The sequence below is a fragment of the Mesorhizobium sp. WSM4884 genome, assembly GCF_029625675.1.
Lineage (GTDB): Bacteria > Pseudomonadota > Alphaproteobacteria > Rhizobiales > Rhizobiaceae > Mesorhizobium.
This window is the reverse complement of record NZ_JARTVO010000001.1, coordinates 51055-75123: the sequence shown is the minus strand read 5'-3', so window position 1 is coordinate 75123 and position 24069 is coordinate 51055. Positions and strand designations below refer to the sequence as shown.

Sequence of the window (24069 nt, the reverse complement as noted above, 5' to 3'; positions counted from 1 at the left end):
TTCCCATCAGCCTTGATGACCGTCAGACGGCGTCGATCAGCTTGCCGCGATCAGCACGGTGCTTTCCGGCGACCAGCGCAGCACCACGTCTTGGCCCTCGGCCAGCCGCTCGGCGCCGGTGTTCTGGACGATCACTTTCAGCGTCTGCCCATCACGCTCGACGAAATAGGTGCTGTTGTTGCCGGCGAAGATGCGTTTCGAGACTTGCCCCTTGAGCATGTTGGCGTCGCCTTTATCAGGCCTCGTCGTACCGGCCGAAATCTGGATGCGTTCCGGCCGCACGGCGCAGCTCGCCTTGGCGCCGGCCGCCGGCGACGGCCCCGAGGCGGCGGCGATCGTCGTGCCATCCGGCAGCTGGATGCCGTTGCCGGTCGCATCACCGCGAAAGATGTTGGCGTCGCCGAGAAAGGTCGCGGCGAACTCGCTTTGCGGCCTGTCGTAGATTTCTTCCGGCGGCCCTTCCTGCACCAGCCGGCCGTCGCGCAGTATGCCGATGCGGTCGCTCATCGTCAGCGCCTCCTCCTGATCGTGCGTGACGAAGATGGTGGTGATGCCGATCTCGCGCTGGATGCGCTTCAACTCGATTTGCATGTCGACGCGCAGCGCCTTGTCGAGCGCGCCGAGCGGCTCGTCGAGCAGAAGCACGCGCGGCTTGGTGACGATGGCGCGCGCCAGAGCCACGCGCTGGCGCTGGCCGCCGGAGAGCTGATGAGGCTTGCGCCCGCCGAGCTTGCCGAGCTGCACGAGGTCGAGCGCGCGCTGCACTTCCGTGGCGATCGTCGTTTTCGGCTCGCCGCGCACCGAAAGCCCAAAGGCGACGTTGTCGGCGACGCTCATGTTCGGAAACAGCGCATAGTTCTGGAACACCATGCCGATGCGCCGCTTCTCGACCGGCACGCGCTCGACGCTTTCACCGCCGATGGCGATGCGGCCCGTGTCGGGAAAGTCGAAGCCGGCGATTTGGCGCAGCAGCGTGGTCTTGCCGCTGCCCGAAGGCCCAAGCAGCGCGTAGAAGCCGCCGTCGGGAAAATCGATCGAGACGTCGTCCAGCGCCTTGTGCGCGCCAAAGCTGCGGGAGACGTTCGCTACCTGGACGCCTGCCATCTATTTTTCTCCGCCGAATTTGAAGAAGCGCGCCGTGAGCAGCATCAGCGTCATCGACACCACGATGATGATCGTCGACACCGCGTTGATCTCGGGCGTGAATCCCTTGCGGATCGCGGCGTAGATTTCGACCGGCAGCGTCGTCTGGCCGGGCGTCGACAGGAAGTACGAAACGACGAACTGATCGAAGGAGACAGCAAAGGCGAACAGCCCGCCGGCGATCACGCCGGGCATGATCCAGGGCAGCGTCACGCGGTTGGTGACCTGCCACTGGTTGGCGCCGAGCGAGCGCGCCGCCTCCTCCAGCTCCGGCGCGAAGGTCTGCAGCCGGGCGGAGACGACGACGATGACGTAAGGCAGCGCCAGCGCGACATGCCCGAGCAGGATCGCCACCAGACCGCGGCCGATGCCGATGCCGAAAAAGAAGATCAGCATCGCCGTGCCGGTAATCAGCCACGGAATGGCGATCGGCGGGAAGAGCAGCGCCTGCAACAGCTTCTTGCCGCGGAATTCATAGCGGTAGAGCGCCAGCGACGCCATCGAGCCCAGCACCGTTGAGATGATCGTCGTGATGACAGCGATCTCGATGCTGTTCCAGGTCGCCGCGATCAGCTGGTCGTTCTGCCAGAGCGATTGATACCAGTCGGTCGTCCACTCGAACGGCAGCTGGTAGAAGGGCGAGACGTTGAACGACATCAGCGCCATGATGATGATCGGCAGATAGAGGAAGGCGAGCAGCAGGACGATATAGAAGCGGCCGAGCCATTCGAGGATGCGTGTCGACGCCATCAGCCGGCCCTCCGCAACACGGGCGCCGCGAGCGCCAGAATGATCAGCACCACGGCGAGCAGAATGAAGGAAAGCGCCGCCCCCAGCGGCCAGTTGAAGACGGCGACAAACTGGTCCTCGATGACGGTGCCGTAGAAAGTGCCGGTGCGGCCGCCGAGGATGCGCGGCTCCATGAAGGAGCCGACGACCGGCACGAAGATCAGCGCCGCGCCGGCGATAAGGCCGGGCATCGACAGCGGGATGATCACCCGCTTGAGCACTTGCAGCCGCGAGGCGCCGAGCGAGCGCCCGGCCTCGATCAGCGAGTCGTCGATCGCCTGCAGCGTGAGATAACAGGTCAGCACCATGTAGGGCACGTAGGAGTGCACGAGGCCGATGATGACGGCCGGATAGGAATACATCAGGTCGATGTTGACCTTGAACGGCAGCATAGCGTTGAGCGCCGTGTCGAGGATGCCACCCTCGCGCAGCACCATCGCCCAGGAGAAGATGCGCACCAGCCCGTTCGACCAGAACGGCAGGATGACGAGCAGGAAGATCGCCTCGCGGCTTCGGCCCTTGAGCACCTTCGCCAGCACATAGGCCGCCGGATAGCCGATGATGATGCACCACAGCGTGACCTCGAGCCCGAGCCGCAAGGAGGCGAACAGCAGCGTCGAGTAGAGGCTCTGCGAGAAGAAGGCGGCATAGTTGCCGAGCGTGAAGGCCCAATCCTTCCCTGCCAGCGGCAGGTCGGTCATGAAGGAGAAGAACGCCATGGCCGACAGTGGCAGGAAGATCGCCACCGTCAGCCACAGATAGGCAGGAAGGAGAAGCGGCAGGGCGGGCTTCAGTCCGCGGCGCGAACCGGTCGCGAGCTGCTCGGCCATGATGCCTCTCCTCCCCGAGCCGCCTATTTCACGTTGACCTTCAGTTCCTGCCAGAGCGCCAGGTATTTCTCGCGCTGCTCGTCGGTGACCGGCGCCTGGAACTGGATGCGCTTGGCGACCTCGGGGCTGCCCATGACCTTGCGGTTGAAAGCATCCTCAGGGAGAGCCTCGACCGCCTTGGTGTTGGCCGAGACCGGGGCGCCGACCTTGGTGACCCATTCGACGTAGAATTTCGGGTCGATCATGTAGTTGATGAAAGCTTCGGCGCCGGCGACGTTCTTCGAGCCGGCCGGAATTGAGAAGGCGTCGAGCCAGGCGACGGCGCCTTCCTGCGGGATGACCAGCGAGACCGGCAGCTTGAAATGCGTCTTCGCGCGGTCAGCCGAGCCGCTCCAATAGGTGCCGATGTCGATCTGGTTGGAGGCGACCATCTGGTTCCAGTCGTTCTCCGAGCTCCAGAAGGTCTTGATCTGCGGCATCAGCGAGGTGAGTTTCGCCCTGACCGCTTCCATGTCCTTGATGTCGTTGATGTTCTGCCCAGATGCGATGGCGCCGAACTGCACCGCCTCGACCGCGTCGTCGCGGATGACGACGCGGCCCTTATGCGCCGGATCCCACATCTCGGCGATGCTCGTCGGCGGCTTGTCGAAGGATTTTTCGTTGATCGCGAGCGCGGTCAGGCCCCAGACCCACGGCACGCCGTAGACCTTGCCGTCGTGGTTCAGCATCGGCGAGCCGGCCTTGTCCTTGGCGATGTCGGCATAGTTGGAGAGCTTCGATGTGTCGATCGGTTGGATCAGCTTGCCGGCCATCGCCTGGTCGTTGAAGGCGGCGTTGATCATGACGACGTCGTAGAGCCCTGGATTGGTCCTGAGCTTCGTCAGCATCTCCTGCTCGGAGTTGAAGAAGTCGTTGACCACCTTGAAGCCGGTCGCCTTCTCGAAATTGGCGACCGCCCACGGCTCGTCGGCGCCGTAGCCTTTCCAGTTCAGCACATGCACTTCTTCGGCGGCCTGGGCGGCCAGCGTAAATGCGGAAACCAAGACGGCGGCCGCCGTCACAAAAGCAGTCAGTCTGGGCATGCGCATGTTGTTTTCCTCTCATTGTTTGCCCGCTTTGCGGGCTTGTTAAGGTGTGGCCTCTTGCTCCTCGCCACGCACGGTCACCGCGCGATCGTGAAGGGCGAGGAATTCCCGGATTTCTATGTCCGTTGGCGCTGACGAGCCGCCATGACGCGTGACGGAGAGGGCCGAGGCAGCGTTCGCGTAACCGGCCGCTTCGTAAGCCGACAGGCCGCGCGACAATGCGCTGACGAAGGCTCCGATATGCGTGTCGCCGGCACCATTGGTGTCGACGGCGTTGACCGCGAAGCCGGGGATCGCACGCGTGCCGCCTTCCGCCAGCCGCACCAGGCAGCCACGCGCGCCGGCGCGGATGACCACGCCTTGAGCCTCGGGGCAATGCTGCGCGAGCAGGCGGACGGCGACGGTCTGCGCATCGCCCGCGCCGGCAATTTCGGCGGCCTCGTCCGCGTTGCAGCTCAGCCAGGCGGTGCGCGCCAACACCCTGTCCAGGATCGGCCGCGGAATCTCCGCGATCACCGGCGTCGGGTCGAAGACCAATGGACTGTCCGCCGGCAGTGCCTCGATCCAGTCAGCGAGCGCATCGCGGCTGCGGGGATAGCTCAGCGTGTAGCCGGAGGTGAAAATCCAATCGCCCGGAATGACTTGGACAGGCTTCATCATGCCTGGCGTGAGCACGCTTTCGGCGCCCGGCCATGAGACGAAGGTGCGCTCTGCGTCGCTGCTGATCATGGCGACGCAATTGCCGCTGTCCATCAGTGGTGACGGCGGCGTCAGCGTCTCGATGCCTTCGGCGGCAAATGCCGCGCGCAGCAAATCGCCGTCGGGTCCGGTGCCGAGCTGCCCGCCGAACACCACTTTCATGCCAGTGCGGCTCGCCGCGACCATCATGTTGAAGCCGCCGCCGGCCACCCGCGCGTAGCTCGACGCGGTCTTTTCAGTGCCGGGCGCAGGCAACGCATCGATGCGGTAGACATAATCCACCACCGCGCTGCCGACATGGACGAGCCGTCCGCTCATCAGGCAACCTCCTTGCCCGAGCCGGCCTTTGCCGTCCGCGCCGCGACGAGATCGCTGGCCAGCGTGCGGACTTCCGCGACATCGATGCCCGTGAGCCTTGCGACGCGATCCTGCGGCAACCCCGACAAGCCCGAGCACGCGCCCGCCATGCCGGCGGCGATAGCGCCGATCGTGTCGGTGTCACCACCGAGATTGGCGGCAATGACGGCTGCCTGCCACGCATCGCCTTGCGCCACCTCCAGCACCGCGAATGCCGCCGGCACCGATTCCTGGCTGGCGACGCCGGTACCGACCAGGTCGACGATCAGCCCGATTGCGTCGTTCTCGGTTTTGCCGCGAACCAGCTCCTGCGCCCAGAGGATGCGCGCAGCGATATCGCCGCCGGTCACCCAATGGCCGAGCGCGGCGCCGAGTCTCGCCGCTGCGACCGCATGGCCGGACGCGGCGCGCCAGTCGCCACCCGATACACCGAGACTGACCGCGGCAGCGACGGCGGCCGCGGAGGCAATGGCGATCGAGGTGTTATGCGTGGCCCGGCAGGTTTCGGCCACCTTGGCGACCAGCACGTCGAGCGGCTCCGGTGGCATCATGATGCCGACAGGGGCGATGCGCATGGCTGCGCCATTGGTGTCGCCGCCGCGTCCCGCCTCTTCCGCCGGCACGCCCTCATTGATCGCATCGATGGCGCGCTTGGTCGATGGGCCAAGCAGGTCGTAGCTGCCGCGCGCCTTGACGTCCCGCTCCCAATCGAGCAGCGCCTTGACCCAGCGTCCGTGGTCGAAGCGCTCGCCGGAACTGACCAGGATGCGGCCGAGCAGCATTGCCTGCTCGGTGTCGTCGGTAATAGCCCCTGCCGGCAGCCCCTTCGACACCGGATGGTCGGCGGATGGCGCGACGAAATCCTCGACGTGGCCGTAGAGCTCGGCAATACGAGCGGGTGACAGAAGCTGCGTCGGCATGCCCAGCGCATCGCCTAGCGCACCGCCGATGAGCGCGCCCATTGCCCGGTCGGTCATATCGGCCGCGCCCATGCTCAAAATTCCAGATGCAGCGCGAAATGCGCCGGGTTGAGCAGGCTGGTGACGAATTCGATGGCGCGCCCGTCGGCGGCGCGTGTCAGCCGCCGTGTCCTGAGGAAAGGCGTGCCCTGCGCGCAGTCGAGGATGGCGGCGTCCGCGGCGCTCAGCATCTCGATGTCGACCCACTCCTCGCCATGGTCGGGCACCAGTCCTGCGCCGCGCAAAGTCTGGTGCAGCGAGCCTTCGCGAAGCCCGCGCAGCGGCACCTCTTCCAGCTCGGGCGACAGCGGCAGGCGACTGCGCTCGATCGAGATCGCGTGACCGTCGTCTGCATTGGTGCGCACGCGGTCGACGGCGATGAAGGAAGTGTTCTCGACACCGAGCCTGGCCGCGAGGTCGGCATCCTCGATGACCTCAAGCCGCAGCGTCCGGGTCTCGGCATTGGCGCCCGCATTGGCCAACGCGCGCGACCAGCCGATGGCGTCATCGACCGGCATGCCGTCGAAGGTGACGAAGGAGCCGATACCCACCCTGGTGGTGATCAGCCCGCGATTGGAAAGCTCCTCCAATCCTTTGCGAACCGTGTTGCGGCTGACTGAGAAGCGCTGGACAAGCTCGTTCTCGCTCTGCAGGCGATCGCCGAAGCCGAGCACGCCGGAGCGGATCTCGCGCTCCAGCACCGTCGCGATCTGCTCGGGCTTGCCTATGCCGGGGGTGAGCTGCATCGCGCGACGGGCCATATCGATACCTGTTCAATGAACCTGTATAGTCCTGTTCAATATTTGGTGTGGACGGGTGAGTCAATGCCGTTGTTGCGACCGTCGCGCTCCCCTCGCCTGCTTGCCGGCATCGCAGAAGACAAGAGACTTGCCAAAATCAAGCGAACAAGAATTCCTCGACGCGCTGCATTGCCCATGGAAAACTTGTGTTCGCAATGCAAATTGAATCCCCGGAGCCGCCACGATGGTCAAATTCCTGCCGCTGAAAGACGCCGTCGCGACGAATTTGCATGATGGCGACGCGGTCGCCTTCGAGGGCTTCACCCATCTGATCCCGACCGCCGCAGCGCACGAGGCGATCCGCCAGGGTTTTCGCGATCTGACCCTGATCCGCATGACGCCCGACCTGATCTACGATCAGATGGTCGGCATGGGCATGGCCAGCAAGATCGTGTTCTCCTATCTCGGCAATCCGGGTGTCGGCCTGCTCAGGCGCGTCCGCGACGCCATCGAGAACGGCTTTCCGCGCGCGATCGAGGTCGAAGAGCACAGCCATGCCGGCATGGCCAACGCCTACGAGGCGGGTGCGGCCGGCCTGCCCTGCGCGGTGTTCCGCGGCTATCGCGGCGCTGGCCTTGCCGCGGTCAATCCGAACATCAGGTCCGTCACCTGCCCCTTTACCGGAGAGGTGCTTGCCGCAGTCCCTGCGATCCGGCCCGATGTCACCTTCATCCATGCGCAGAAGGCGGATCGGAAAGGCAACGTGCTGGTCGAAGGCATCGTCGGCATCCAGAAGGAAGCGGTGCTGGCGGCAAAGCGCGCGGTGGTGACGGTCGAGGAAGTGGTCGACAATTTCGACGATCTCCACCCCAACCTCACCGTGCTGCCGGGCTGGACGATCGCGGCGATCGCGATCGTGCCCGGCGGCTCGCATCCCTCCTATACGCATGGCTATTACGAACGCGACAACGCCGCCTATCTCGAATGGGATGAGATCGCCGCCGACCGCGACCGCTTTCAGGCATGGATGCGGAAGAACGTCCTGGAAAGCACGGCGGAAGACTTTGCCGGCCGCGTCGAGCATCTGAGGAAAGCTGCATGAGCGACACGCCAAACCTGGGCTTTACCCCAAACGAGATGATGACGATCGCCGCCAGCCGCGCACTGAAGAACGACGATGTCTGCTTCGTCGGCATCGGCGCACCGTCGGCCGCCTGCAACGTCGCGCGGCTGACGCATGCGCCCGACATCACGCTGATCTATGAGAGCGGCACCATCGGTACGGCGCCCGACGTACTGCCGCTGTCGATCGGCGACGGCGAATTGTGCGACACGGCCGTCACCACAGTCGCGGTGCCGGAGATGTTCCGCTACTGGCTGCAGGGCGGGCGCATCTCGATCGGCTTTCTCGGCGCCGCCCAGCTCGACAAGTTCGGCAACATCAACACCACCGTCATCGGCGACTACGCGCATCCGAAGACGCGGCTGCCCGGCGGCGGCGGCGCGCCGGAGATCGCCACCTCGTCGAGAGAGGTCTACATCACCATGGCGCAGTCGAAGCGCAGCATGGTTGAGACAATCGACTTCTTCACCTCCTTCGGCCATGGCGAGGGCGGCGATCATCGCAAGCGCCTCGGCATCGACACCGCCGGCCCGACGCTTTTGATCACCGATCTCGCCATCTGGAAGCCTGATCCGGTGACCAAGGAGTTCACCGTCGTGTCGCTGCATCCCGGCGTCACGCGCGAAGAGGTGCAGGCGACTTGTGGCTGGACGGTCAAGTTCGCGGAGGCCCTTGACGAGACGCCGGCGCCGACGGAAGTCGAGCTGAAGACATTGCGCGACCTGCAGGCCCGCACCAAGGCGGCGCATCAAGGGACCGCCAAAGGGAAAGCCGCATAATGACCGACGCCTTTATCTGCGATTACATCCGCACGCCGATCGGCCGCTTCGGCGGCGCGCTGTCCTCGGTACGTGCGGACGATCTCGCTGCCATCCCACTGAAAGCCTTGGTAGAGCGCAACCCGGGCGTCGACTGGGCGGCCGTCGATGACCTCGTCTATGGCTGCGCCAACCAGGCCGGCGAGGACAACCGCAACGTGGCGCGCATGGCACTGCTGCTTGCCGGCCTTCCCCAGGACATCCCTGGCTCGACGGTCAATCGTCTATGCGGTTCCGGCATGGACGCCGTCACCATCGCCGCGCGCGCCATCAAGGCCGGCGAAGCCGAGCTGATGATCGCCGGCGGTGTCGAGTCGATGAGCCGTGCGCCCTTTGTGATGCCCAAGGCCGACACCGCATTCTCGCGCAACGCCGAGATCCACGACACCACCATCGGCTGGCGCTTCGTCAACCCGCTGATGAGAAAACAGTATGGCGTCGATTCCATGCCGGAGACGGGCGAGAACGTCGCCGAGGATTTTTCCGTCAGCAGAGCCGACCAGGATGCTTTCGCCGTACGCAGCCAGAACAAGGCCGTCGCCGCGCAAGCCAACGGCCGGTTGTCTAGGGAGATCACGCCGGTGACCATCCCGCAGAAGAAAAGTGACCCTGTCGTCGTGGCGAAGGACGAGCATCCTCGCGCCGGCACGACCATCGAGGCGCTGGCCAAATTGCCGACGCCGTTTCGTCAGGGCGGCTCGGTGACCGCCGGCAACGCCTCCGGCGTCAATGACGGTGCGGCCGCCCTAATCGTGGCTTCGGAAGCAGCGGCAAAAAAGTATGGTCTGACGCCGATCGCCCGCATCCTCGGCGGTGCGGTCGCCGGCGTCGCGCCGCGCATCATGGGAATCGGTCCGGCGCCCGCCACGAAGAAACTTTGCGCACGCCTCGGCCTGACGCCTGAGCAATTCGACGTCATCGAATTGAACGAAGCCTTTGCCTCTCAAGGCATCGCCGTGTTGCGCCAGCTCGGCATCGCCGAAGATGCTGCGCACGTCAATCCAAATGGCGGGGCGATCGCGCTCGGCCATCCGCTCGGCATGTCCGGCGCGCGCATCACGGGCACGGCAGCGCTGGAGCTTCGCGAGCGCGGCGGCAGGCTTGCTTTGGCCACCATGTGCATCGGCGTTGGCCAGGGGATCGCGATAGCGCTGGAACGGATGTGACCGCGTCCGCCGATCAGTAAGGCAAGCCGACGTAGTTTTCGGCGAGCGCAGCGGACGCCGCTTTGGAATGCACCAGATAGTCGAGCTCGGCTTCCTGGATGCGCTGGCCGAATTCGCCGGTTTCCGGAAAACGGTGCAGGATCGTCGTCATCCACCAGGAGAAGCGCACGGCTTTCCAGACTCGCGCCAGCGCCTTGGCTGAATAGGCGTCGAGCCCGACTTCGGATTTGTCGCCATAGAATTCGCGAAGCCCGGCAAAGAGATAGCGCACGTCGCTGGCGGCGAGGTTGAGGCCCTTGGCGCCGGTAGGCGGCACGATATGGGCGGCGTCACCGACCAGGAACAGCCGGCCGAAACGCATCGGCTCGGCAACGAAGGAGCGCAGTGGCGCGATCGACTTCTCGAAGGACGGCCCGATGGTGACGGCAGCCGCGGTTTGCGGCGGCAGGCGCCGGCGCAACTCCTCCCAGAAGCGGTCGTCAGACCAGGCCTCGACGTGCTCATCGGCGGGGACCTGCACATAGTAGCGGCTGCGGCGCGGCGAACGCATCGAGCACAGCGCAAATCCGCGGCCGTGATTGGCATAGATCAGTTCATGGTCGGCCGGCGGCACTTCCGCCAGCACGCCCAGCCAGCCGAACGGATATTGCCGCTCGAAGGTCTTCAGCGCGCCTTCCGGCACCGTACGGCGGCTGACGCCGTGATAGCCGTCGCAGCCGGCGATGAAATCGCAGTCGATACGATGCGTGACGCCGTCCTTGTCGTAGGTGACGAAGGGAGATGCGCCGTCAAAATCGTGCAGCGCGACATTCGCCGCCTCGTAGACGGTGACGAGACCAGCCGCCTCGCGTTTGTCCATCAGATCATGCGTCACCTCGGTCTGGCCGTAGACGGTGACATGCTTGCCCCCGGTCAGGCCCGTGAGGTCGATGCGATGCAGTCGCCCGTCGAAGGCGAGCGAGATGCCGGAATGCGGCAGGCCCTCGGCATGGAGCCTCCCCGCAGCGCCCGCTTCGCCGAGCAGATCGACCGTGCCCTGCTCCAGCACGCCCGCCCGCACCCGGCCAAGCACATGCTCGCGGCTCGACCGCTCAACGATGACCGTCTCGATGCCGATGCTGGCGAGCAATTGGCCGAGCAGCAGGCCGGACGGTCCTGAGCCGATGATGGCCACCTGCGTGCGCATCAGCGGCCAAGGCTCTCGATCTGCCCGACAAGCTCGGCCGCAAGCCCGAGCGCCGCTGCCGTCGCCACCACCATCTGCGGCAGGATCAGCCATTCCAGCGTCCAGGCGGCGCCCGAGCGCTCCTGCTCATGCACCAACGCCTGGTGGATGCCTGCAAGTTGCGTGGCGTTGAAGCGGGCTAGCGCGACCAGCGTTTCCGCCTTCACCGGATTCTGCTTGTGCGGCATCGCCGACGAGCCACCGCCGCCGGAAAGCCTGATGTCGGTTCCGGCTTGCGCCATCACCGCGACGTCCTGACCGAACTTGCCGAGGCTGCCGGTGACGAGCGACAGCCAGCCGGCGAACTCGGCGAGTGCGTCGCGCTGGCTATGCCATTGTGGCGCGGCGCCAAGGCCGAGCCTGGCGGCGAGCGCCCCGCGCACGGCCAGCGCTTTGTCGCCGAGCTTGTCGAGCGTGCCGGCCGCGCCGCCAAACTGCACAACAAGCAGCCGGCCGGACTGTTCCTTCAGGCGCTGCTGGTGAGGTTTGAGCGGCGCCCGCCACGAAGCGATCCGGTCCGCCACCAGGATCGAGATTGCCGGCTGCATGCGCGTCATCCCCATCAGCGCCCTGCCCCCGAACTCCTCTTCGAGCCCGGTGAGCCGCACGATGTTTTCGCTGAGCAGCAGGCCGATATGATCGATCGCCCGGCCGAGACGCAGCACCAGCGAGGTGTCGACGACATCCTGGCTGGTCGCGCCGAAATGGGCGAATGCGTCGTGCGGCTCGCCAACCACCGCCCGGATCTGACGCACCAGTTCCGGCACGACGACGCCATCCTTGGCGACGCCGGCGCGCAGCTTCGCCGTGTCCGGCCGGAAGGAGGCCAGCGCTTTGACGATCGCCGCCTCGGCATCACGCGGGATAACGCCGCATTCGGCTTCCGCCTCAGCCAGCGCCCGCTCGAAGTTGAGCATCGCGGCGATGTCGGCTTCCACGGAAAAATGCCTCGCTGCCTCTTCGTCGCCGAGCAGGCCGGAAAGCAGCGGATGGTCGAAGGGCGAAACAGTCATGTCGGCCACGGTCAGCTGTCGAAGAAGACCGTCTCCTTTTCGCCCTGCAGATGGACATCGAAGACGTAGGTGTCGCCCTGGCGCTCGGCGATCAGCGTCGGCACCCGCACGCGGTGCTCGATGCGCGCCAGGATCGGGTCCTCGGCATTGGCCTTTTCCTCGTCCGAGAAATAAAGCCGCGTGTTGAGGCCGATATTGATGCCGCGCGCCACGATCCACAGCGTGATGTGCGGCGCCATCATGCGCCCGTCGCGGAACGGCACGCGGCCAGGCTTGATCGTCCGGAACAGACAGATTCCGGTTTCCATGTCGGTCGGCTGCCGCCCCCAGCCCAAAAAATTCGGATCGGCGGCGCCGCGTAATTCGGCCGGCGAATTGTAGAGCCCGTTGGCGTCCGCCTGCCAAATCTCGGCCAGTGCGTCCTTGAGTGGCGTGCCGGTGCCGTCGAGCACCCGGATGCGCAGCTCGATGCGCTCGCCCTTGGTCTGGTCGTTGACCATCGTCGAGCCGAGGTCGCCCGGATAGACGCCGCCGATGCCGCAGAAATTCGGCGTCAGCCCGATATGCACATAGGGTCCGGCGGTCTGCGAAGGGCTTTCCTTCAGCCGGTCGAGCGACTGCGCCATCAATTGCCCCCCGGCCTGTTCTCGAACAGCGTCGAGCGGCGCCCGCGCAGCACGATGTCGAACTTGTAGGCGAGCGCGTCCATCGGGATCGTCGACTGCATGTCCAGCGCGGCGATCAGCGCTTCGATGGCCGCCTTGTTGGAAATGCCGCCGACGATCGGGCAGCGCCAGATCAGCGGATCGCCTTCGAAATACATCTGCGTGATCAGCCGCTGCGCGAAGCCGTGGCCGAACACGGAAAAGTGGATATGCGCCGGGCGCCAGTCGTTTGGGCCGTTCGGCCATGGATAGGGTCCGGGTCTGACCGTGCGAAAGGCATAGAAGCCGTCCTCGTCGGTGATGGCTCGGCCGCAGCCGCCGAAATTCGGATCGAGCGGCGCGCGATAGCCGTCCTTCTTGTGGCGGTAGCGGCCGCCGGCATTGGCCTGCCAGAATTCGAGCAGCACGCCGGGCACACCCTTGCCGCGTTCGTCGAGCACGCGGCCATGGACGATGATGCGCTCGCCGAGGGCGCTCTCGCCAGGCCTGGCGAAATTGTGGATCAGATCGTTGTCGAGCTCGCCGAGCATGGCATGGCCGAACACCGGGCCGGTGAGTTCCGACAGCGTGTTGTCGAAGGCGATCAGCGCCTTCTGCGGCGAGCGCAGTACCGAGCTCTTGTAGGCAGGCGTGAATGCCGGCGGGTGCCATTGGCGGTCGCGCTGGTAGAAGGCACCGGTTTCCGGGGTCCGGTTGGAGCCAGGTTCAGGCATGGGGGACTCCGTCCATCTGCGCGAACACCTCCTTGGCGATCTTGAAGGCGCGGTTGGCCGCGGGCACGCCGGCATAGACCGCGACATGCAGGAAGGCTTCGCGGATATCGTCGCGCGAGGCGCCCGTATTGGCGGTGGCGCGCACATGCATGGCCACCTCCTCGTCATGGCCGAGCGCCGCAAGCAGCGCCAGCGTCACGATCGAACGCTCGCGCTTCGTCAGGCCGGGGCGCGACCACACCGTTCCCCAGGCGGCCTCGGTGATCAGTTGCTGGAACGGCAGGTCGAAATCGGTCGTCGCGGCCTCGGCGCGGTCGACATGCTGATCGCCGAGCACGGAGCGGCGCACCTCGACCCCAGTCCGGTATCGGTTTTCATTTCTGGAGTCGTTATCCATGGGCGTGTTTTCCCTCAGGCAACGAGGCGACAAAGTCGCGGATCAGGGTGACGAGCGCGTCGGGCCGCTCGATGCAAGGAATATGCGCCGCGCCACGGATAACCTCGAAGCGCGCGGCTGGGATAAACTCGGCAAGCGCGCGCACAAGGTCCGGCGGCGTCGAGCCGTCCTGGTCGCCGACGATGCAAAGCGTCGGCGCCGCGATGCGCCGCGCGCTGTCGGTGAAATCGGCATCGCGCACCGCTATGCATGTGCCGATGTAGCCGGGCAGCGCCTGCCTGGTCAGCATGTTGCGGCAGCCGGCCAGATCGGCGGCGCGATTGGCGTGGAAATCCGGCGTGAACCACACTTTCAGCACGCCATCGGCAATCGCCTCTATGCCGTCGCGCTCGACCGTCGCGATGCGGCTGTTCCAGCTCTCGGCGGTGCCGATCTTGTGCGCCGTGTCACTCAGGATCAACGCCTCGACGCATTCCGGTCGGCGAGCATAAAGCCCTTGCGCGATCATGCCGCCGACGGACAGGCCGCAGAGCACCACCTTTTCGAAACCGAAGTGATCGACAAGCGCGCTCAGATCATCGACATGGTCGCCGATCGAACGCACGCCGCTGCCGATATCCGAAAGCCCGTGGCCGCGCTTGTCGTAGACGAGCATCGGCATTTCGCCTTCAAGACGCGCGACGACGTCGTCCCAGATGCGGAAGTCGGTGCCAAGCGAATTGATGAAGATGATCGGACGCGAAGTACCGGTCGCTTCGATATAGCGGTGGTGCAGCGTGACGCCGCCTATGCTGGCGAATGGCACGGTTTCGATCCTCCGAAGCCCACATTGCACCAGCTATTTGGTTCGGTAAATCGAAACCGTCCAGGCTTGCTTCGGCCACTCCTATAGAAGCCCGCCGCCTATCCCAGCGTCAGTCCCGCCTTACGCGCTTCCTCGCGTAGGAACGGCAGGCCGACTTCGATGACGTCGCGCGGGTCTTCGGCCACCGGGCGCCACACGGCGAGCCCCCCTGCGATATCGACATCGACATGGTTCATGCTTTCGAGTGTGATTGCGCCCTCATAGCCGATGTCGGCGATCGCCTTCATGCAGGCCGCCCAGTTGAGCATGCCGCGCCCCGGCACGCCGCGATTGGCCTCCGACACATGCACATAGCCGAGGAAGGGCGCGGCCGCCTCGAAGCCCGCGGCAAAGCTCTCTTCCTCGATATGCATGTGGTAGGTGTCGAGATGGATGAAAATGTTGTCGGCGCCGATGCGCTCGATGATGCGCGCCGCGTCGATGCCGCGGTTGATCAAATGCGTCTCGTAGCGGTTGCACGGCTCGATGCCGAGCTTGAGACTGCGTGACTTGGCGGACTTCGCCGCGCGTTCGAGGAAGCGGCACACGCCGTCGATCTCCCTCTGCGTCGGCGCGCGGCCGGTGGTCTTGCCGATGGTGCCGTAGGTGACGCCGCCGAGCGCTTCGGCGCCCACCTCGTTGCAGACCTTGAAGGCCGGCTGCAGGAAGTCGAGCGCCTCGTCCGGCCGCTCGACCACGTCGAGCGCGCGCGGCAAGCCGAGCGACGGAATCAGTTCGACGCCATAGTGACTGGCGAAACCGCGCGTGCGCTTGGTGTCGATCTCCTCGGGGCGCAGCAGCGGGATCTCCATCAGGCCGATGCCGAGCTCCTTCAGCCTGTCCATCTGCGGCTCGATGCGGGCGAGGTCCCAGACCGGGGCGATGGCGAAGGTGTGCAGTCCGAACGTGTTCATGTCAGCCTCGTTGCTCATGCGCCGCCGCTGCGGCCGTATCGCCGCCGCCGACGATGCGGCTGACGACTTCGTTCATGTTGGTCCTGGCGGTGACGAGATCGGCATCCGCTCTTCCGTGGCGCAGTACCACGATGCGGTCGGTGACCGACAGCACGTCGTTCAGCCGGTGCGAGATCAGGATGACGGCAATGCCTTCCGACTTCAGCCGCCGGATGAGATCGAGCACGCTCTGCACCTCACGCACGGCGAGCGCCGCCGTCGGCTCGTCCATGATGACGAGCTTCGGATTGAAGGTGAGCGCCCGCGCTATCGCCACCGTCTGCTGCTGGCCGCCGGAAAAGGAGCCGACGGAGCGGCTGATCGATGGCAGATGCGCGCCGAGCCGCTCGATCATGCGCGCCGCCTGGCGATCCATCTCGGCCTTGTCGACGAAACCCGAAAACAGACCGAGCAGCCTTTTCGTCGGCTCGCGGCCGAGGAAGATGTTCGAAGCAACGTCCTGTTGTTTGGCAAGCGACAGGTCCTGGTAGATCATCTCGATGCCGAGCCGGCGGCGCTGGCCGGGGTCGAGGGCGAGTATGTCCTTGCCGTCGAACTCGATCGAGCCGGTGTCGGCGCGGTAGATGCCGGTTATGGTCTTCATCAGCGTCGACTTGCCGGCCCCGTTGTCGCCGACCAGCCCGACCACTTCACCGGCAGCGACCGACAGGTCGACGCCGTGCAGCACGTCGACCGCGCCGAAGCTCTTGCGGATGTTGTGGAGCGAAAGCAGGGTCATACGCGCGACTCCTTCCGCACCTGGTACTGGTCGATGAAGACCGCGAGGATCAGCACCGCGCCGATCGCCATCTGCTGGTAATAGGACTGCACCGCAAGCAGCGTCAGCCCGTTCTGCAGCACACCCATGATCAGCGCGCCGATCATCGTGCCGAGGATCGAGGCGCGGCCGCCGAACAGATTGGTGCCGCCGATGATCGCCGCTGTGATGGCGGTGAGCTCATAGTTGATGCCGGCGGTCGGATCGCCGGCATTGACGCGGGCGGTGAAGAGCAGACCGGCAAGACCGGCGAGCGCGCCGGAGAGCGTGTAGATGATGCGGCGATGCTGCTCGACGCGGATGCCGGCGGCGCGGGCGGCACCCTCGCTGTCGCCGAGCGCCAGCGTGTGGCGGCCGAAGCGCGTATAGGCGAGCACCGCATGCGCCACGATCGCGGTGAGAACGAAGATGATGACCGGCATCGGAATGCCGAGGGGCCTTCCTTGCCCGATATACACGATTTCTGGCGGCAGGCCGTAGATCGCCCTGCCCTGCGAAATGACGAGCGCCAGCCCGCGCGCGAGACCCAGCATGCCGAGCGTCACGATGAAGGCCGGCACGAAGGCGCGGGTGACCAGTTGTCCGTTGATGTAGCCGGCGATCGCACCGGCAAGGATGCAGGCGATCACCGCGAACACCGATGGCCAGCCGAGATTGACGGCGACGAAGGCGCCCGTGACGCCCGCAAGCCCCATGACCGAGCCGAGCGAAAGGTCGAGCCCGCCCGAGCCGATGACGAAGGTGGCCGCGATCGCCAGCACGCCGATCGTCGAAGTCGCCAGCAGGATATTGAGGAAATTGCTGAGCGACAGGAAGAAAGGCGACAGCAGCGCCATCGCCGCGCTTAGCAGCACAAGCACCAGCAGTGACTCCAGTCTGATGTGGAGCCGCTCGACGGATGCGCGCTGCACCCGAGCCCAGAAGCCGGGCTGTTCAGAAGCCATGTCTTTGCACCTTTAAGAGCGGGCAGTAGGCAGTAGGGCTTAGGCAGTAGGGAAAATATGGGAGCGATCCGAGCGGCCCGAAGCGCTTACTACCCCCTACTGCCTACTGCCTACTGCCTATCCCCTCACTTCACATATTGCAGCATCGGCTCCTTGCCGGCGTCGAGCACGTCCTTGGTCAGCACCAAGGTGGGCACGGCGATGCTTTCCTCGACCTTCTCGCCGGCGAGCGCCTTCTTGACGTTCTCGACCGCCTGCTTACCGACGAGATAGGGGAGCTGCGCGACGGAAGCGTTGAGGCGGCCTTCCTTGATCGACTTCACCGCATCGACATTACCGTCGACACCGATCATCGTCACCTGCTGGCCCTTGCCGGCTGCGTAGACCGATTCCACCGCGCCCAGCGCCATACCGTCATTGGCGCAGAAGATGGCGACGAGATCGGGATGCGCGGTCAGCGTATCGGTGGCGATCGAAGCCGCCTTGCCGCGATCCCAGTCACCCGGCAACGAGGCGACGATCTGCAGCCCGGGCGCCAGTTCCTTCAACTTGTCGGCAAAGCCCTTGGCGCGTTTCTCGCCGGTGATGTTGCCTGAAAGACCCTCGATCACCAGCACCGGGCCCTTGGCGTCCTTGCCGAGCTTGGAGACGAGATATTCCGCCCCTTGCGCGCCGGCAGCGACGTTGTCGGAACCGATGTGGAAGGTGACCTTGACGCCCTCCTTGTCGAGCACCGCCTGGTCGAGGTTGTTGTCGAGGTCGACTATCTTGATGCCGGCGTCCTGCGCCGACTTCAGGCAGGGCAAGAGGTTGGTCGAGTTGATGGCGGCGGTGATCATCGCCACCGGCTTGCGCTCGAGCATCGTGTTGCAGAGGTTGAGCTGCGGCTCGGCCGCCTGGTCGCTTTCGGCCGCCTGCTGGAAGTATTTCACGCCGGCTTCCTTGGCGCCGTCGGCGACGCCCTGCGCCATCGCGCCCCAGAACGGATTGGCCAAGGTCTTCATCAGCACGCCGTATTCGCCGTCCTCCGCCTTGGCGGCGCCAATAGCCGAAACGGCAAGAACCACGCCCAAGGCAATGGTAAATCGATTTATCTTTGGGAAAAGCGATGTCATTCCATCCTCCATTTGTTGTTTGCGCCGGATGCCTCGGCCAGGGCCGGCGCCATTCTTCCGCTGTCGACAATGGGGGCTATTGTCGGTCTCCTCCCCCGGAATGCGGGACGCTGCCTGGCGAGCCAACGGATTCCCGCATCAACACCTTGCAGGGTTCGAGCCGCGCCCTTGGCGGCCCCCCCTCGCCTTCGATCCTGCGAAACAAAACCTCCATCGCGTTGCCGGCGATCTCGCGCACCGGCTGCACCACCGCGGCGATCGCCGGCCAGGTCACCTGCATCCATTCGGCATCGTCGAAGCCGACCAACGAGATGTCGTTCGGGCAATGCCAGCCACGCCGCCGGAATTCCGACAGCGCTACCAGCGTGCCCTTGAGGAAGAGGGAATAGACCGCCGTCGGCCGGTCGTTGCCGGCCTCGCGCTTGCTGAAATAGTCGCGCAGCAGCCTCCGCAGCGGTTCGACGTCGCTTTCGCAGAGCACGACGTCGATACGAATGTCGGGCGCAAGCTCGAGTGCGGTGTTGCGAAAGCCTTCCAGGCGAGCGCGCACCGTCGCCGCCTGCTGGCCGAGGCCGACGACGAGGATATGGCGATGGCCCTGGCCGACAAGCGCGCGCGCCACTTCGGCACTTGCCGCCGCGCTGTCCGCTGAAACCGTATCGAAGGCATCGTCGGCAAGCACGCGGTCGATCAGCACGCCGGTCATGCCGTTGGCCTTCATGAAGGCGGCCGCCGGCCCATGCTCGTTACGCACCGGCGCCAGCACGACGCCTGCGACCCGCCAGTCATGCATGCGGGCAAGGATTTCCTTCTCGCGCTGTTCCGATTCACGGCTGGAGGCGGCGACGAGCGTATAGCCGCGCTGTTCGGCAAGGCCTTCGAGCTCGCTCACCATCTGGCCGAAGAACTCGCTTTCGAACTCCGGCATGATGGCGCCGATGATGCGGCGCTTGGCCCTGCGCATGTCGGAAGCGAGCGGATCGACGCGGTAGCCTAGAAGCTCGACGGCATCGAGGACGCGCTGTGCGTTTTCCGGCTTCACCGTGGTGACGCCGGACAGCACCTTGGAAACGGTTGCCGCCGACACGCCGGCATGGCTTGCCACGTCGTGGATCGACGGCCGCCGCTGCTGGGCTTCCTGTTGCGCCATTAGCCTCCTCCTAAGGACAGGTATTCGCCTGCCCTCTCATTAATATAACCGATAAATCGATTTTTCGCTGTTGTAAATCGTTTCATCCGGCGTAAAAAACGCAGATGTGATTGACGCGATCCAATCGCGCCGGGAGGAAAAATCATGTCCGCCAAAGCCTTGCCGCTGGTCATCAGCGCACCCGAACCGCGCACGCTCGACCTGATCTTCACGCCGCCGCAGCTGGCGCTGTTTCGCAGGAAATATCGCATCGTCGAGACAACGCCCGAAGGCGTGGCGAAGTTGCCAGCCGATGTGCTTGCCCAAGCGCGCTACATCGTCGGCCAGCCGCCGATCGCGCCCGAAACGCTGGAGAAATTGAAGGCGCTGCGCTGCATCTTCAATGTCGAGACCAACCTCATCAACAACATGCCCTATGAGACGCTGTTTGCCCGCGGCATCCACGTCGTCACCACCGGACTGGTCTTCGCCGAGCCTGTTGCCGAGCTTGGCCTCGCCATGGCGCTCAACCTGGCGCGCGGCATCGTCGATGCCGACCTCGCCTTCCGGCAGGGCAAGGAGCTTTGGGGCGGCGACGGCAACCAGACCGCGCGTCTCCTCTCCGGTGCCGATGTCGGCATCATCGGCTTCGGAGATCTCGGCCGCGCGCTCAACCGCCTGCTCTCCGGCTTCCGCACCCGCACCAGGGTTTATGATCCGTGGCTGCCGCCTTCCGTGCTGGTCGAGCATGGCGTCGAGCCGTCTTCGCTCGACAAGGTGCTGTCGGAAAGCGACTTCGTTTTCGTCGTCGCGTCGGTGACCAGCGAGAACCAGGGTTTTCTCGGTGCCGACGCCTTCGCCAAGATGCGCAAGGGCGCCGCCTTCATCCTGCTCAGCCGCGCCGGCGTCGTCGACTTCCCGGCGCTGATGGCGGCGGTGAAGAGCGGCCATATTTTCGCCGCCAGCGACGTCTTTCCGGAGGAGCCGCTGGCGAAGAACCATCCGGTGCGCGCGCTGCCCGGCTTCCTGCGTTCGGCCCACCGCGCAGGCGCGCTCGATGTCGCCTTCAAGCGCATGGGCGACATGGTGCTGGAGGACATGGATCTTGTCGACCGCGGCCTGCCGCCGATGCGCTCCAAGCGCGCCGAGCGCGAGACCGTCTCGCGGATGCGCTCCAAACCGGTCGATAGGAACTGATGGCGCTTTCTCGGCCAGGCAGCTGAATTTCCTACTAATGATTGCATCCTGAAGCAGCACAACCAAACTTAACGGCGGGTGATTAGAAGTTTCTCGCTTGTATGCTTGTTCAGAAAAACCTTTTCTGCGTTGCACGAAATAGAGGAACTTTGATCCAAACCTTCCGTTGACGACATGATCGTTTCTCGAACGATCCGGAGAAACAGGAGGTCTATGTCATGAACGTCAAGATGATCTGCTTCGGCGCGATGGTGCTTTCGATGGTTGCCGGCTCCGCGCTCGCCGCCGGACAGACTGGTACTTCGGCGCTCGACGATCCGGCCAAGATGCAGCCTTTCTATACCGACTCCAGCATGAAGACGATGGTCAGCAAGGACGCCTTCGTGAAGGCTTGGAAGGCACTATCGCCGGAGGATCAAACGGCGATGATGACCGCATGTGCCGACGAGGCCAAGAACGCCAACGCGACCAACACCCATCCGGAGTTCTGCAGCAGCGTCAAGGAGAACGGCGGCAGCAAGTAGGCAGTCAGTGTAGGCGAATATGATACGGCCCCGTTCGCGGGGCCGTTTTTCCAGGAAAAGTGTGCAGCGGTATTCCGTCCGGAATTGCATCAAACAAAGGGAGCGGCTCGCCGTTTCCGTGAAACGATGAGACGCTTTAGGCAACGAGATCGCCGCGGCTCGCCTGTTCGGCGCCGCCGCCGAAATTGGCTTCGAGCCAGGCGATCGCGCTGGCGACGTCGGCAATGGCGAAACGTGCCGCGGTCTCGCCCTGCGGCTTCACGCGGATCGAGATCCCGCCCGCGGCATTGACGGTCTCAAAACCGTTTTCGTCGGACGTGTCGTCGCCAAGGAACACCGGGCGCCTGCCACTGAACGGATCGAGCTGCATGAAGCGCCGGATCGCCGCGCCTTTGGCGGCTTCGAGCGGCATCAGTTCGACCCCCGCGTTACCCGCGATGACCCTGTACCCTTCCGGCAGGCGGGCAAGTGCCGCCTCGACCAGTTCCGTCGCGCGCGCCAGAAGATGCGGGGCCGCCCTTGTGTGAATGGCGAGGACCGGGCCCTTGCGTTCGACATAGACGGCTTTGCCGGCCAGCTCCAGCTCGATTTCGTCGGCAAGTGCTGCCATATCCGCCGGCTCGTCGGCGGCCTCGATTTGACCGTTCGGCGTCAGCCTGTGCTCTAGCCCATAGAGGCCAGCGATCCGCAGCCTCAAGGGATCGAACAGTCCGTCGACGGCCGCAATCGAACGGCCGGTGATGAAGGCGAGCGCGCCGTCCAGACGCCGTTCGATCGTCCTCAGGAGGAGCCGCAGGCCGTCGCTGACCGACACGCTGTCCGGATGGGCGGCATGCTCCAGCAAGGTGCCGTCAATGTCGAGGAAGAGCGCCCACCGGCCGTCGGAAAGGCGCGGCGTCAAATCTGTCTGGATATTCATCGGAACCCGACTGCCTGCTTGCGTTCGAACATGGAGACGACATTGTCGCCATTCACCGATCGGTCGGATAATGCGGTGACCCGGTCGAGCTCGTCGCGCTTCCTCAGCCGCGCCGCGTCGAGCAGCATGCTGCCGGCCCAGCGATAGACGTTGTTGTCGCGGACGATTTCGCGCATGCGCCGCATGCGCCCACGTTGCTCCTCCGGCCCCATGGTCAGCGCCTGCAGCATGAACTCGCTCATCATCGCCGCGTCGTAGGGGTTGACGATCAACGCCTCCAGCAGCTCGCGCGATGCGCCGGCGAAGGTGCTGAGCAGAAGCACGCCTTGGTCGTCGTCTCGTGCGGCGACGAATTCCTTGGCGACGAGATTCATGCCGTCATGCAGGCTGGTGACCAGACAGATGTCGGCCGCCCGGTAGATTTCGTAAACGTCCTTCTGGGAGTGATGCGCGGCCACCAGGACCACAGGACGGTAATTCTCGCTGCCGTAACGCTCGTTGAGCTCCTCGGCTAAGCGCTGGCATTCCTCATGCAGCTGCTTGTAGGCAGGCAGCGAGCCTCGGCTGGGCGCGGCGATCTGCAGGAACACCACCTGGCCGATCGTCTCAGGGTGGCGAATGAACAGCTCCTCCAGCGCGTGGAAGCGGTCGAGGATGCCCTTGGTGTAGTCGAGCCGCTCGACGCCGACGCAGAGCTTGGCATCGGCCGGAATGCCGAACCGCTCGCGGATGTGCTGCCGGGATTCTTCGACCGAAGGCAGGGTCCTCAACAACTCGACGGGCCATTCGATCGAGATCGGATAGGCATGCACCAAGGTCGTCTGGCCGCCATAGGACACGGCGGCATCCGCGCGCTCGATCCGGCTCTCCATGAAGCGGTCGACGCTTTCGGTGAAGTTGTTGGCATGGAATTGCGTGTGGAACCCTATGATGGAGCTGCCGAGCAGGCCGTCGAGGATGCGCTCGCGCCACGGGCAGATGCTGAACACTTCGGAGTTCGGCCATGGGATGTGCCAGAAGGTGATGACGATCGCCTCTGGCAGTCGCTCGCGAATCATGCGCGGCAAAAGCGCGAAGTGATAATCCTGCACCAGCACGATCGGCCGCTTGTTGCGCGCCTCGGCGACCACGGTATCGGCAAATTTGCGGTTGACAGCTTCGTAGGCTTCCCAGTCGGAATCGCGAAAGGTCGGGCGGGTGAAGGCGATATGGCAGAGCGGCCACAGGCCCTCATTGGCGAAGCCCAGATAGTAACCCTGATATTGCTCATCCGTCAGCCAGACCCGGCGCAGCGTGTAGGAGGGATTGCCAGGGGGCACCTGCACACGGTCGTCCCCGTCCACCACCAGGTGGTCGGCGCTGCCGCCGCCATAGGCGATCCACGTACCCGCGCATGCGCGGGTGATCGGCTCCAGTGCCGAAACCAGTCCGCTCGCGGGCACGACGAGTTCGACATCGCCATTCTTGTCCTCGTTGTGGATGTAGGGCTCGCGATTGGAAACGACGATGACCTGTGCGTCCGGCAGATCCTCGGTGAGGATCTTGCGCAACGTCTCCGGCGACCAGGTGACGAGGGCGGCATCGACAGACTGTCCGTTCTTCTCGAATTCGCGCAGCACCTTGCGCGCGGTTTCCGAGGCGACATCCTCACCCAAGGCGAACGTGTTCACGTCCTTCGGATGCCGGCGGCGGTGCCGGAATATTGAAATGAAGATCGCCAGAGCGGAAAGTGTGAGACTTGCTAGAATAAGGACCCACCAAAGGTCGACGCCATATTGTATCATTGAATGCCAGGTTGCCTCCGGCTGTCCGCTATTTTGTTTTTCGTTCTTGCCGGCTGCGGAGCGGTAGACCGGTACGAATTTGCAAACGCGCAAACCGGCCGTCGGTTCCGACATTTTTCGATTGTTGAACGCCTAGTTGCGGAATTCTGCTCTGGAGCAA

At 64.7% G+C, this 24069-nt stretch carries 25 protein-coding genes; 5 read left to right on the top strand and 20 right to left on the bottom strand.

The genetic code is table 11. The features are described from left to right. Positions 1 to 36: 36 nt before the first annotated feature. Genes P9236_RS00315 through P9236_RS00285 form a run of 7 tightly spaced genes read right to left on the bottom strand, consistent with a single transcriptional unit; the run spans position 37 to position 6623 of the window. Entirely contained in the window at positions 37 to 1104 is a 1068-nt protein-coding gene (locus tag P9236_RS00315) for an ABC transporter ATP-binding protein (RefSeq protein WP_278072617.1), read from the bottom strand. Further along, on the bottom strand, positions 1105 to 1893 hold the full coding sequence (locus P9236_RS00310) for an ABC transporter permease (RefSeq protein ID WP_278072616.1): 789 nt from the start codon (positions 1891 to 1893) through the stop codon (positions 1105 to 1107). Continuing rightward, positions 1893 to 2762, bottom strand: coding sequence for an ABC transporter permease (locus P9236_RS00305; RefSeq protein WP_278072615.1), 870 nt, complete (start codon positions 2760 to 2762; stop codon positions 1893 to 1895). The genes P9236_RS00310 and P9236_RS00305 overlap by 1 nt, the downstream gene beginning before the upstream one ends. A 23-nt stretch (positions 2763 to 2785) precedes the next feature. Next, positions 2786 to 3850 carry an ABC transporter substrate-binding protein gene (locus tag P9236_RS00300; protein ID WP_278072614.1) on the bottom strand — a complete coding sequence of 355 codons (1065 nt, stop codon included), beginning with the start codon at positions 3848 to 3850 and terminating at the stop codon, positions 2786 to 2788. Positions 3851 to 3889: 39 nt separating this feature from the next. After that, positions 3890 to 4864, bottom strand: coding sequence for a PfkB family carbohydrate kinase (locus P9236_RS00295; RefSeq protein WP_278072613.1), 975 nt, complete (start codon positions 4862 to 4864; stop codon positions 3890 to 3892). Then, a complete protein-coding gene (locus tag P9236_RS00290) occupies positions 4864 to 5895 on the bottom strand; it encodes an ADP-ribosylglycohydrolase family protein (RefSeq protein WP_278072612.1) in 1032 nt (343 codons plus the stop codon). Before P9236_RS00290 ends, P9236_RS00295 begins: the two co-directional genes overlap by 1 nt. 2 nt (positions 5896 to 5897) lie before the next feature. Next, the gene (locus P9236_RS00285; protein WP_278072611.1) at positions 5898 to 6623 is read right to left on the bottom strand and encodes a GntR family transcriptional regulator; all 726 of its coding nucleotides are present in this window, start codon (positions 6621 to 6623) and stop codon (positions 5898 to 5900) included. Positions 6624 to 6846: 223 nt separating this feature from the next. Here P9236_RS00285 and P9236_RS00280 point away from each other — a divergent pair, with 223 nt between their 5' ends. From P9236_RS00280 to pcaF, 3 genes are read left to right on the top strand one after another with little or no spacing between them, the layout of a single operon-like run. Continuing rightward, on the top strand, positions 6847 to 7704 hold the full coding sequence (locus P9236_RS00280) for a CoA transferase subunit A (protein WP_278072610.1): 858 nt from the start codon (positions 6847 to 6849) through the stop codon (positions 7702 to 7704). Next, the gene (locus P9236_RS00275) at positions 7701 to 8504 is read left to right on the top strand and encodes a CoA-transferase subunit beta (protein ID WP_278072609.1); all 804 of its coding nucleotides are present in this window, start codon (positions 7701 to 7703) and stop codon (positions 8502 to 8504) included. The genes P9236_RS00280 and P9236_RS00275 overlap by 4 nt, the downstream gene beginning before the upstream one ends. Continuing rightward, the gene (gene pcaF, locus P9236_RS00270; protein ID WP_278072608.1) at positions 8504 to 9709 is read left to right on the top strand and encodes a 3-oxoadipyl-CoA thiolase; all 1206 of its coding nucleotides are present in this window, start codon (positions 8504 to 8506) and stop codon (positions 9707 to 9709) included. Before P9236_RS00275 ends, pcaF begins: the two co-directional genes overlap by 1 nt. A gap of 13 nt (positions 9710 to 9722) precedes the next feature. Here pcaF and pobA read toward each other — a convergent pair whose 3' ends face one another. The 11 genes from pobA to P9236_RS00215 form a co-directional block, all read right to left on the bottom strand. Next, positions 9723 to 10895 carry a 4-hydroxybenzoate 3-monooxygenase gene (gene pobA, locus P9236_RS00265; RefSeq protein WP_278072607.1) on the bottom strand — a complete coding sequence of 391 codons (1173 nt, stop codon included), beginning with the start codon at positions 10893 to 10895 and terminating at the stop codon, positions 9723 to 9725. Beyond that, positions 10895 to 11947: a 3-carboxy-cis,cis-muconate cycloisomerase gene (locus P9236_RS00260; protein ID WP_278072606.1), complete on the bottom strand. Its 1053-nt coding sequence runs from the start codon at positions 11945 to 11947 to the stop codon at positions 10895 to 10897. The genes pobA and P9236_RS00260 overlap by 1 nt, the downstream gene beginning before the upstream one ends. 11 nt (positions 11948 to 11958) lie before the next feature. Continuing rightward, on the bottom strand, positions 11959 to 12573 hold the full coding sequence (gene pcaG, locus P9236_RS00255; protein WP_278072605.1) for a protocatechuate 3,4-dioxygenase subunit alpha: 615 nt from the start codon (positions 12571 to 12573) through the stop codon (positions 11959 to 11961). After that, the gene (gene pcaH / locus P9236_RS00250) at positions 12573 to 13325 is read right to left on the bottom strand and encodes a protocatechuate 3,4-dioxygenase subunit beta (protein ID WP_278072604.1); all 753 of its coding nucleotides are present in this window, start codon (positions 13323 to 13325) and stop codon (positions 12573 to 12575) included. The genes pcaG and pcaH overlap by 1 nt, the downstream gene beginning before the upstream one ends. Further along, positions 13318 to 13722, bottom strand: coding sequence for a 4-carboxymuconolactone decarboxylase (gene pcaC, locus P9236_RS00245; RefSeq protein ID WP_278072603.1), 405 nt, complete (start codon positions 13720 to 13722; stop codon positions 13318 to 13320). Before pcaC ends, pcaH begins: the two co-directional genes overlap by 8 nt. Further along, positions 13715 to 14527, bottom strand: a complete 813-nt coding sequence (gene pcaD, locus P9236_RS00240) for a 3-oxoadipate enol-lactonase (RefSeq protein ID WP_278072602.1) — start codon at positions 14525 to 14527, stop codon at positions 13715 to 13717. Before pcaD ends, pcaC begins: the two co-directional genes overlap by 8 nt. Before the next feature lie 98 nt (positions 14528 to 14625). Beyond that, positions 14626 to 15480 (bottom strand): sugar phosphate isomerase/epimerase family protein, encoded by an 855-nt coding sequence (locus tag P9236_RS00235; RefSeq protein WP_278072601.1) that lies wholly within the window; start codon positions 15478 to 15480, stop codon positions 14626 to 14628. A gap of 1 nt (position 15481) precedes the next feature. Continuing rightward, complete coding sequence (locus P9236_RS00230; RefSeq protein ID WP_278072600.1) at positions 15482 to 16258, bottom strand: ATP-binding cassette domain-containing protein; 777 nt, start codon at positions 16256 to 16258, stop codon at positions 15482 to 15484. Continuing rightward, positions 16255 to 17241 carry an ABC transporter permease gene (locus P9236_RS00225; RefSeq protein ID WP_278072599.1) on the bottom strand — a complete coding sequence of 329 codons (987 nt, stop codon included), beginning with the start codon at positions 17239 to 17241 and terminating at the stop codon, positions 16255 to 16257. The genes P9236_RS00230 and P9236_RS00225 overlap by 4 nt, the downstream gene beginning before the upstream one ends. Before the next feature lie 125 nt (positions 17242 to 17366). Beyond that, the gene (locus tag P9236_RS00220) at positions 17367 to 18356 is read right to left on the bottom strand and encodes a substrate-binding domain-containing protein (protein ID WP_278072598.1); all 990 of its coding nucleotides are present in this window, start codon (positions 18354 to 18356) and stop codon (positions 17367 to 17369) included. Between the two features lie 76 nt (positions 18357 to 18432). Further along, positions 18433 to 19506: a LacI family DNA-binding transcriptional regulator gene (locus tag P9236_RS00215; RefSeq protein WP_278072597.1), complete on the bottom strand. Its 1074-nt coding sequence runs from the start codon at positions 19504 to 19506 to the stop codon at positions 18433 to 18435. Between the two features lie 144 nt (positions 19507 to 19650). Between P9236_RS00215 and P9236_RS00210 the strand changes: the two genes are divergently transcribed. Together P9236_RS00210 and P9236_RS00205 are read left to right on the top strand one after the other, a co-directional pair. After that, the gene (locus tag P9236_RS00210) at positions 19651 to 20682 is read left to right on the top strand and encodes a hydroxyacid dehydrogenase (protein WP_278072596.1); all 1032 of its coding nucleotides are present in this window, start codon (positions 19651 to 19653) and stop codon (positions 20680 to 20682) included. A gap of 218 nt (positions 20683 to 20900) precedes the next feature. Beyond that, complete coding sequence (locus P9236_RS00205; protein WP_278072595.1) at positions 20901 to 21206, top strand: hypothetical protein; 306 nt, start codon at positions 20901 to 20903, stop codon at positions 21204 to 21206. Positions 21207 to 21342: 136 nt separating this feature from the next. Here P9236_RS00205 and otsB read toward each other — a convergent pair whose 3' ends face one another. Together otsB and P9236_RS00195 are read right to left on the bottom strand one after the other, a co-directional pair. Beyond that, positions 21343 to 22125 carry a trehalose-phosphatase gene (otsB, locus tag P9236_RS00200; protein WP_278072594.1) on the bottom strand — a complete coding sequence of 261 codons (783 nt, stop codon included), beginning with the start codon at positions 22123 to 22125 and terminating at the stop codon, positions 21343 to 21345. Then, positions 22122 to 23909, bottom strand: a complete 1788-nt coding sequence (locus P9236_RS00195) for a trehalose-6-phosphate synthase (protein ID WP_278072593.1) — start codon at positions 23907 to 23909, stop codon at positions 22122 to 22124. Before P9236_RS00195 ends, otsB begins: the two co-directional genes overlap by 4 nt. Positions 23910 to 24069 lie beyond the last annotated feature (160 nt).